At 45.1% G+C, this 10,063-nt stretch carries 8 protein-coding genes; 7 read left to right on the forward strand and 1 reads right to left on the reverse strand.

Annotated features, from left to right (window positions below):
* The first annotated feature begins 361 nt into the window (after window positions 1–361).
* From tnpA to HMPREF0650_RS02830, 7 genes are all read left to right on the forward strand, one after another.
* Entirely contained in the window at window positions 362–1,297 is a 936-nt protein-coding gene (gene tnpA, locus HMPREF0650_RS02800; RefSeq protein WP_004292844.1) for a transposon Tn4555 protein TnpA, read from the forward strand.
* A 141-nt stretch (window positions 1,298–1,438) separates the two neighbouring features.
* The gene (locus HMPREF0650_RS02805) at window positions 1,439–2,557 is read left to right on the forward strand and encodes a tyrosine-type recombinase/integrase (RefSeq protein WP_004338318.1); all 1,119 of its coding nucleotides are present in this window, start codon (window positions 1,439–1,441) and stop codon (window positions 2,555–2,557) included.
* A 247-nt stretch (window positions 2,558–2,804) separates the two neighbouring features.
* Complete coding sequence (gene tnpC / locus HMPREF0650_RS02810) at window positions 2,805–3,662, forward strand: transposon Tn4555 protein TnpC (RefSeq protein ID WP_004339687.1); 858 nt, start codon at window positions 2,805–2,807, stop codon at window positions 3,660–3,662.
* Window positions 3,663–3,861: 199 nt separating this feature from the next.
* Window positions 3,862–4,236 carry an excisionase family DNA-binding protein gene (locus HMPREF0650_RS02815; RefSeq protein WP_004338328.1) on the forward strand — a complete coding sequence of 125 codons (375 nt, stop codon included), beginning with the start codon at window positions 3,862–3,864 and terminating at the stop codon, window positions 4,234–4,236.
* A 5-nt stretch (window positions 4,237–4,241) separates the two neighbouring features.
* A complete protein-coding gene (locus tag HMPREF0650_RS02820; RefSeq protein WP_004348225.1) occupies window positions 4,242–5,339 on the forward strand; it encodes an AAA family ATPase in 1,098 nt (365 codons plus the stop codon).
* A 3-nt stretch (window positions 5,340–5,342) separates the two neighbouring features.
* Window positions 5,343–6,458, forward strand: a complete 1,116-nt coding sequence (locus HMPREF0650_RS02825) for a DUF6371 domain-containing protein (RefSeq protein ID WP_004292742.1) — start codon at window positions 5,343–5,345, stop codon at window positions 6,456–6,458.
* Between the two features lie 282 nt (window positions 6,459–6,740).
* Window positions 6,741–8,144, forward strand: coding sequence for a hypothetical protein (locus HMPREF0650_RS02830; RefSeq protein WP_004292734.1), 1,404 nt, complete (start codon window positions 6,741–6,743; stop codon window positions 8,142–8,144).
* Between the two features lie 92 nt (window positions 8,145–8,236).
* Here HMPREF0650_RS02830 and HMPREF0650_RS02835 read toward each other — a convergent pair whose 3' ends face one another.
* Window positions 8,237–9,202 (reverse strand): extended-spectrum class A beta-lactamase CfxA3, encoded by a 966-nt coding sequence (locus HMPREF0650_RS02835; RefSeq protein WP_004348227.1) that lies wholly within the window; start codon window positions 9,200–9,202, stop codon window positions 8,237–8,239.
* Window positions 9,203–10,063: the final 861 nt, after the last annotated feature.

The following is a 10,063-nucleotide window of genomic DNA, read 5'->3' on the forward strand; positions in this document are numbered from 1 at the left end:
CTATTGTATTTATAACCATAGAACAACCAAAACTAATCAGAAATATCCGAGTGTAAATCTTTAATTACCAGCATATTCTAAAATTTAACACTTTTCGGTTGCCATTTGTCGCTTCCCAAATTTCCACATATTTTTGAGACGTATTTCTGACGTGGAGAATTTGCGGGGCTTGTTTTTTGTCACACCGTGCAGACAGTTGACAAGGGTTTACAACCGTTTACGACAAGCGACAATAACCGCCCCGATATGCGGAAACAGTCACACTGTGTAGAAAAGCGACAATGGTTGACTTCCGTTCACATCCGTTTACCATTTCAGAGATATAGGATTGAAGAAATGAACCATTAAACGATAAAACGGTATGAAAGCAACCAGAAAATGCAGTTTTTGCGGCAAGTCCTTTGTAACCCGAAGCGGTATGCAAAGATATTGCAGTGAGGCTTGTCAGGCAGAAGCCAAACGAGCCAGAGTGATGCAGAAGAACAACCTCTTCAAAGTCGCCCAACCCTTGATGGAGATACAGCATCAGGAGTATCTCACCTTTTCCAAAGCAGCCATCCTCATGGGCTGTTCCCGACAGTACATTTACAAACTTGTAGCCATCGGCAAGCTGAAAGCCTCACGCATCAGCAACCGCATGGCATTCATCCGCAGAGCCGACATCGAGCAGATGTTGGAGGGCAATCCCTATCACCGCATCCTGCCCGGCAACACCTCCACACCAAGGAAATCATCTTCATCTTCCTTACCTGCCAAAAGAGAAAAAAGGGAAAAGGAAAGCGAAGAAGTGTTGGACTTCTATTCGGGCGAGGAGGTGATGTCCCTTTTTAAGGTAAAGCAGTCATGGCTTTACACTTCCGCCAAGCGTAACCATATCCCCATCTGCCGTATCGCAGGAAAGAACTATTACAGCAAGAAGCATATTGACGAGTTTTTCGGTGTGGCAGTTGATATTAGCGAAATTACCGACTGGCTACTGACCGAGGAGGTGGAGGAACTGTTCGGCATGAAGCCGACCGCACTCCGTGCCTACACCTATCGCCATAAGATACCCACTAAAAGAGAGTACGGGCGTACCTATTACTCCAAATCACATTTGAACGAACTCCGCAGAACTGACCTTGTGAACGATGAACGCTACTATACCGTTGAGCAGGTGCAGCAAATCTATGGTCTTTCGTCAGCCAACATCTGCCATATCGTCAAGGTGAAGCACATCGAAAAGATAAAGGTGGGTGTGAAAAACCTGCTTTTGCGCTCAGATGTGGAGCGTGTCATGGCTGAAAGGAACAAATAACCGTGAAAAATCGGGATTATCGAAAATTATTTCAAAATGATGTATCGTGGAGGTATTCACGGATATTTCACGTTGTTCCTTTGCCATCGGAAACATGGATACAACTCCAAAATGTATACAACCAATTAAAACATAATTATTATGAGTAAATGCAAAACAGTTACCTTGCGTAAGCGCAAGATTAAGAACGGGACACAGTATTCACTATGCCTTGACTACTATCCCGGCTACCGTGACAATGTCACCATGAGAGTGATTACACGTGAAGCCTTAGGAATTTACATCTTCGCCAAACCTGCAAACCAGCAGGAACGGGACTTCAACGCACGCATGATGAAGAAAGCGGTCATCCTGCGCAACCAGCGCTACGAAGCCATTTTCAATGAAAACAACGGCTTTTTTGACAAGACCAAGATGAAGGGCGATTTCCTTGCCTATTTCAAAGGACTGGCTGACCGCAAGAATATCAAGTGGCAGCATGTATACAAGCATTTCCAGCGGTTCGTGAACGGCAAATGCACCTTTGAGGAGGTGGATGTGGATTTGTGCCGCAAGTTCATGGAATACCTGCTTGATGCACCCCAATCCATCCACACCAACCAAAAGCTGCACATCAACTCCGCAGCAGGCTATTGGTCAACTTTCCGTGCCGTGCTGCACACCGCTTACCGTGACAGGAAGATAAAGGAGAACCCAAACGGCTTCTTAGACCGCATCGAGTGCATTCCCACCATCAGGGAGCATTTGAGCCAAGAGGAACTGATACGGCTTGCCGAAACACCCTGTGAGGAGGAGGTCTTGAAAAAAGCTTTTCTTTTCGCCTGTCTTACGGGACTGAGAAAGAGCGACATCAGACAGCTCACGTGGCAGCAGATACAACCATACACCAACGGCAGGATGTTCGTTACCACCCGTATGCAGAAAACCAAAGAAATAGTGCATAACCCCATCAGTGATGAAGCCTATGGACTGCTGGGAGAACGGGGCGAGGGACTTATCTTTGAGGATTTCAAGGACAAGATGCTGCAAGGACCACTCCAACGGTGGCTCACGGCAGCAGGGATAACCAAGAAAATCACCTTTCACTGTACCCGCCACAGCTTCGGAAGCCTGCACGTGGAAATGGGAACGGACATGGCTGTCATCCAAGCCTATCTCGGACATAAGAACATTACCACCACACAAATCTATTCCAAGATAGCAGCGCAGCAGATGTGTCAGGTGGTGGACAAGATAACCTTGAAGCGCAAGGAGGCATAAATGTCTCACATTGACAGGTATTCAGAGGGGCGGTTATGGCTACAAGGCTATAATCGCCCCTCTATGTTTTTGGCTTGATGCCACCATTTATAAGCCCCTCAGAGTATGAAACAGAGTATGATATGATGACATTTCGTGAAATACATTGAAAAAGACCGTTCTAACCGCAAATAACGGGCAGTAATTGGGAAAAATAGCATTAACTTTGCACAAAATAATACAGGAACATTCAATCTCTCAACGAAATATGGAATCATCAATCAAGGACAAATACATCATCTTGGGCTTTGTCGGCTTCGCCATCGTCCTAATATCTTCCATTGCCACGCTGGTAATAGCGGACAGCTTCAACCAAGACAACTTTGTCAGGTGGATAGTATTCGTATGCTGTAACCTGTTGGGATGGTTGCTCTATCTCTCCTTTCAGACACTTATCTTTGATACATACGAAATCTACAAAATCAAGTTCGGCAAGAAAGAAACGATTGCCGAAGCCATAGAGGTGCAGGAAGAACTGTCACAAAATACACTTGAAGAAGCCACATCTGTGCCTGGACCTACATCAGTCCCTGAGCCTGTACCCGAATCATCCCCGACAAAAGAAGAGACACTTATCCAAACACAACCGATAGAGCTTACTATCGCCCCGGATCTTCACGAAAAGAACCGTGCCAATTACGCAAGCAGAGAGCAACGGGAAAAGGAAGAGCGCATCCGCATGGTCATGGAGTATTGCCATTATTACCTGCCTCGCATTGCCGACCAAGAAACCGTGAACCACATCTGTACTGAGGTGGACAAATGGATGAATCTTAACACTTATACCCCGAAGCCCATACAAAGACCGTTTACCAAAGACATCAACAACATTCCACTCCGTCACTTCGTATGGAATATCTCTGAGCGTTTCCTGTACAAGAGATACTACAATGGGGATAACCGTGCCAAGTTCATCAAAGCCCTTTTCCCGAAATCGTTTGCTGATACAGACTTATCAACCATCAAGAATTTCAAGGTAGAGCCGTTAAAGACGGAAATTCCCATTGATGAACCCGAAAACGGCAAACTTGATTTCCACTATCCCGAGGATTATGTGCGGAATTAGGATAATCACGACACCAACGACAACCATCCGGTAACTCATAACCGCCTGTTTTACATCGTTTCCCGAGTAATTTTACCCGTCATTTATGGCTGGGCTTAATTATTCGGGAATTATTTTGCAATGACGTGTCGTGGAGATATTCACGGATATATCATTTCAGTCCTTTGCGCCAAGTCTTACAAAAGAGACGAGTACGCGAATGGAAAAATCAATTCTTACCTTCAACGACCTCCCCGAGGTTGTCGCTCAGCTTCGAGACGAAGTGATGAGCCTGAAAAGCCTGCTCGCCGAGCAGCGCAGTGTGAACAATGCCAAAACGGTGGACACCCACGTGCCCATGTCTGTGGACGAGGCAGCAGAGTATTTAGGTATCCCTAAGGGTACGCTCTACATGAAACTGTCAGAAGGGACAATCCCTGCCACCAAGCCCGGCAAACGCTATTGCCTTTACCGTGACGAACTGGACAAGTGGCTGGAAACCGCCCGAAAGAATCCCATACCGTTGTCAGACGAGGAACTGAACAAGTCCTTATCCTCTTCCCACCGTCGCAAGCCCAACCCACGTAACTGGTGAATGATATGGAAGAGGATAAGAACTATATCAACCTGATACGTGGCGACCTCACAAAAGCATCCCAAGCGCATAACGGTATGCCCGACAGTGTAGGCATGATGAATATCAAGACGGCAAACCAAACCATTCTTGAAGCATCGTTATTGCCTACGCCCCGTGCGCTGTGGGACAGCTTTTGGTACGAGGGGGAACTCTCCTGCTTGTTTGCCGATTCCAACGTGGGCAAGTCCATCCTTGCCGTGCAGATAGCCGACCGCATCGCCCGAACCGACAATGTGCTGTATCTGGACTTTGAACTGTCCGAAAAGCAGTTCCAGCTCCGCTATACCAACGAGCATGGAGAGCTCTACACCTTTCCCGACAAACTCTATCGGGTGTCTATTGACTGCAACCAGCTTTTGGATGCCAACTTTGAGGAAGCTATCATAGGCGGCATTGAACAGATGGCTGTGCAGACCGACTGCAAGATTTTCATCATTGACAATCTTACCTACCTGTGTTGCGCCATGGAGAAAGGCGATGCCGCAGGACGGCTGATGATTCAGCTGAACAATCTCAAAAAGAGATATGCGCTCTCTATCCTTGTCCTAGCACATACGCCCAAACGCTCTTTGGATTGTCCCATCACATCCAACGACCTTGCCGGAAGCAAACGGCTCTACAATTTCTTTGACAGCGTGTTCACCATTGGAAAAAGTGCCCAAGACGGAGGGCTTCGCTATGTGAAGCAGCTTAAAGTGCGCTATGGCACGTTCTCTCATGATGCGGATAATGTAATCGTTTACGAGATTGACAAGGTGGATGCTTTCTTGCAGTTCGTGTTCAGGGGCTATTCCACGGAAAAGGAACACTTGAAAAAATTGGGCGACAATGAATCAAGCCAAAGGGATTGCCAAATTCTGCAACTCTCCCAATCGGGCAAGTCCGTCAGGGAGATAGCCTCACAGGTGAATTGTGGCAAGTCCACCGTAAACCGTATCATCCAGCGCAGCAAAGAGAGTAAAAACGCAGGTGTCCCAAGTGTCCCACTGTCCCAACCCTTAGAGTGTGGGACAATGGGACAGGATGGGACAGCCGACAATCAACCATCAAAAACGGACTAAGCTATGGGCAATTATTCATTACAGAAGTATAAAGGAACGGCAACACGGCATACCTGCCCCAAATGCGGAGACAGGCATTCTTTCGTCTATTACGTGGACGAAAATAATGTGCCGTTGCATCCATCGGTCGGCAGATGTAACCACGAAAGCGGTTGTGGGTATCACTACACTCCGAAAGAGTATTTTCAAGAGCATCCTGAACACAGAACTACCAATGATTTCTCTTTTGACAGGCAAAGAGCAGAGCAGAAGAAAGTGAAGCAGCAAAGTAAGCCGACAGCCATCGGCTATATTCCCCCTCACTATGTGGAGAAGTCGCAAAGCGAGCGTAGCAATTTCTTCCGTTTCCTCTTCACACTCCTTACTTCCTACTATGGCGACAAGGCGAAAGAGGTGTTGAAGCGGTTGTTGGAGGAATACCGTTTGGGGGCTACCCGTGACGGCTCTGTTATCTTTTGGCAGATAGACAGGACGGGCAAGGTACGCACGGGAAAGGTGATGCAGTACAATCCCGAAGACGGACACCGTATCAAGGGAGGACAGACATCGGCAGTGAACTGGATACACAGCATATTGAAAAAGCAGCGTGTGTTGGCAGAGGATTGGCAACTATCCCAATGCCTTTTCGGGGAACACTTGTTGAAAACGCATCCCGACAAGGTGGTGGTCTTGGTGGAATCCGAGAAGAGTGCCGTTATCGGTTCTGCTATCTTCCCCGATTATGTATGGCTGGCTACGGGTGGTAAGAGTCAGATGAGAGAAGAGAAACTCCGTGTACTGTCAGGGCGAACCGTGCTTCTCTTTCCCGATGCCGATGCTTATGCCGAGTGGAAACAGCGAGCCGAGAGCATGTACTTTTGTAAGGTGGTGGTTTCGGACATCATCGAAAGGAATGCCACCCCGAAACAAAAAGAAGCCCATATCGACATAGCCGATTGGATTATCTTTCAGATACGGGAGGGCAAGGTGATGAGTACAGCCAACCACTTGGTCGAGGCTGAGAGAATCCTCCAGCGGATGATAGAGAAGAATCCCGTCCTGCAAAAACTGATAGACGATTTAGACCTTGTGCTGGTCGGTGCATCTCCAATCGGCAACGATGATGAAAAACCTCCCTGACGGAGGAGAGCGGAAGCCGTAGGCTGGAGTTTGCAGACAATGGCTTGCCATTGATATAGCCCACTATAACTACACGCTCCGCTTACGTAGTTGTGGGCTCTCCCGAGGGGATTAGGGTTTTACCCTAATGACCCACTCAGGGCGTTTCTCCCCTGAGAACCCAGAGCAAAGAGTGACCCTCTCTTTGCAATCTCCGCTTATGGGTTGCACCCCTAAGAACCCCATGCGTTTACGGACAGCGGAAAAGCAAACAATAAAGTACAAACCAAAAAACAAGTATCTATGGCAACAAAATCAAGCATACATATCAAGCCCTGCAACATCGCATCGAGCGAGGCTCACAACAGGAGGACTGCCGAATACATGCGCCACATCGGAGAGTCCAGAATCTATGTCGTTCCTGAACTATCCACCGATAACGAACAGTGGATAAATCCCGACTTCGGCAGTCCGGATTTGCGGATGCATTATGACAATATCAGACAGATGGTAAAGGAAAAGACCGGACGTGCCATGCAGGAAAAGGAGCGTGAACGCAAAGGCAAGAACGGTAAAATAGTCAAGATTGCGGGATGCTCCCCCATACGTGAAGGAGTGCTGCTTGTCAGGTCGGACACCACACTGGCAGACGTGCGTAAATTCGGTGAGGAGTGTCAAAGACGCTGGGGAATCACACCGCTGCAAATCTTCCTGCACAAGGATGAAGGGCATTGGCTGAACGGTCAGCCGGAAGCGGAAGACAGGGAAAGCTTCAAAGTCGGGGACAGATGGTTCAAGCCGAACTATCATGCCCATATCGTTTTCGACTGGATGAACCACGAAACAGGAAAGAGCCGAAAGCTCAATGACGATGACATGATGCAGATGCAGACCCTTGCATCCGACATCCTGCTGATGGAACGCGGGCAGTCAAAGGCTGTCACTGGTAAGGAGCATCTGGAACGGAACGACTTTATCATTGAGAAGCAGAAAGCTGAACTGCAACGCATGGATGCAGCCAAACGGCACAAAGAAGAACAGATAAATCTTGCCGAGCAGGAACTGAAACAGGTGAAATCAGAAATACGCACTGACAAGTTAAAGAAGACAGCCACCACGGCAGCGACAGCCATAACTAGTGGAGTTGCTTCTCTTTTCGGGAGTGGAAAACTGAAAGAACTGGAACGTGCCAACGAAAAACTGCAAGACGAGGTTTCAAAACGGAACACCAATATTGAAAAATTGCAGAGCCAAGTACAGCAGATGCAGAAACAGCATGATACGCAAATCCACAATCTCAGAGAAATGCACAGGCAGGAACTTGACATGAAAGAAAAAGAACTGTCACGGCTCGCCAGAATCATAGACAAGGCTTTCAGGTGGTTTCCGATGTTCAGGGAAATGCTGCGCATGGAAAAGTTTTGTGCCATGCTGGGATTCTCTAAAGAAATGACTGAAAGTCTTATAGTCAAAAAAGAAGCCCTGAAATGTAGCGGTAAAATCTATTCCGAGCAACACAGGCGGAACTTTGATATAAAGGATGATATTTTAAGGGTGGAAAATGACCCTGACGATGAAAGCAGGCTGAACCTGACAATAAACAGGAAGCCGATTGCCGACTGGTTCAGGGAGCAATGGCACAGGCTTAGATATGGAGCAAGAGTGCCGCAACAGGAAGAAAGAAAAAGTAGAGGATTCAAATTATAATAGAAGCAATTTGATTAGTAATCTAAAAGCACTCCGATAACGATTAGAGTGCTTTTAGATTGTTTATCATTAATTATCAAAGCAAGTGCAGTTTAAGATTTTACTGAAGTTTGCATTAATAAAGAATATACTACAGCTGATATATGCGCAACATATTGTGACGCTTGTGATTCATTTCCCTTGAAATCCTTAACAAATACCGCTAAGGTATAACTGATATTATTAGGCAGACATATATAGGCAACATCATTGTGAGCTGCAAGAACACCATTTTCATTAACATCACCTGAACCTGTCTTATGCGCTATAACAACCCCTTCTTTATCAAGAAGTGGAGCTGCTATCCTATCTACACCTGTTTTGCATTCTTTTAACGTATTCTTAATGAAACTTTGTTTCTCATCATCGATAAGACCTTCAGTAAACAAACGATTCATCAACATTGCAGCACCAAGAGGAGATGTATAGTTAGAGTAAGCCTTGTTATGGTCAGCCGACATTTCCTCTTCCGTATAAGCTATCTGAAAACTTGAACGAGGAATGAGTGTGGCTATAAAACTATCTGTTTGAGCGACATTAACCATATCCTTAAACATAAGGTTGCTTGCATTGTTGTCACTCTGAGTAAGAGTATAACGCAGCAAATCTCTCACTGTCAATGATATGACTGGCCCTGAATAATCTTTCAGCATAGGACTCCAAGTCTTTGGGTCAAGTTTATCCCTATTTATATTTACTAAGGTATCAAGTGAAATTCCTTTATTGTCAAAGTCATTACAAAGAGCTAATGCCTGATGAACCTTAAACACACTCATCATAGGATAAACACTCTTATTATTGACCTTAACCGTATCTCTGTTATTAACAATAACCGCCACACCAATTTCGCCAGGACAAGCTGAGACAATTTGAGAAATGCTATCAGTCAAAACATTTGTTAAAGGAGGATTTGCGCTATCTTTTGTCGCTGATTTATGGAACAATGAAAATACCAAGATGAAAATGCAAACTAAAGCTATACTCAAAACTACGATTTGTTTTTTTCTGTTTTTTTCCATGTTTATATTATTTATATTTGTTTGACGAGAATATCTTTATTTGCCGACAAAGGTACATAACTTTACGGAAAAATATGTTTCTAAAATATATAAATAGACAGCTGTGGGGAAAATGTGGGGAAAAATTAGATAATTAAAAAGGCTAAATGACTGGAAATAATCACTTAGCCTTTTAATCCGTACCCAGACCCGTACTTCGTAATTGCTGCGCCCATCATTCAAGACTGTCAAATCGGGTCTTTCCTGTCAAGCCAATGATGCCTATGCGTATGCCAAACACATGGATTACGGATTTCTCGTTCCGTGAACAAACACTTTATCCGCAACTCTGCTATGTGGTGTATTGGCTTAACTCCATTTCTATGGGCAACACTTTTGTTGCAGATTTCAAGCAGCTTTTATCGAAATACCCATCAGTAAGAACTCGTTTATTAGGCTTTCCTCATAATTGGGAACAAGAGCCTTTGTGGAGATAAAATAATTGCCCTGTTTCTTAAAAAGCACTGGGGCAAACCAGCTCCGTCTTTAATTGTTTCCAATAAATGGATTGTTTCAAGCCCCTATAGAAAGAGAACAAAAATTCCTGTGTGAAAATTAATCTACGACAAGGAGCAAGCAAGGAGCAATATCAAACAAAAATCAATACCTTTGCAGTACATATGAGATAGACCAAAACAAAAGTGGAATATCGGAAACGAATAGCAAGGAAAAGAGAAGAAACGACCCAAGTTGATGTCCTTTTTGAGTTAATAATCAATAAAAGCGTTAAATCTTCACCTTTTAGAATGTGCAATTAAAAATAACAACCATATTTCTGACTTATTATCTATAAAATATTGAGTAATAATCGGTTGTAAATAC

The organism is Hoylesella buccalis ATCC 35310, from assembly GCF_000177075.1.
GTDB classification, from domain to species: Bacteria; Bacteroidota; Bacteroidia; order Bacteroidales; family Bacteroidaceae; genus Prevotella; species Prevotella buccalis.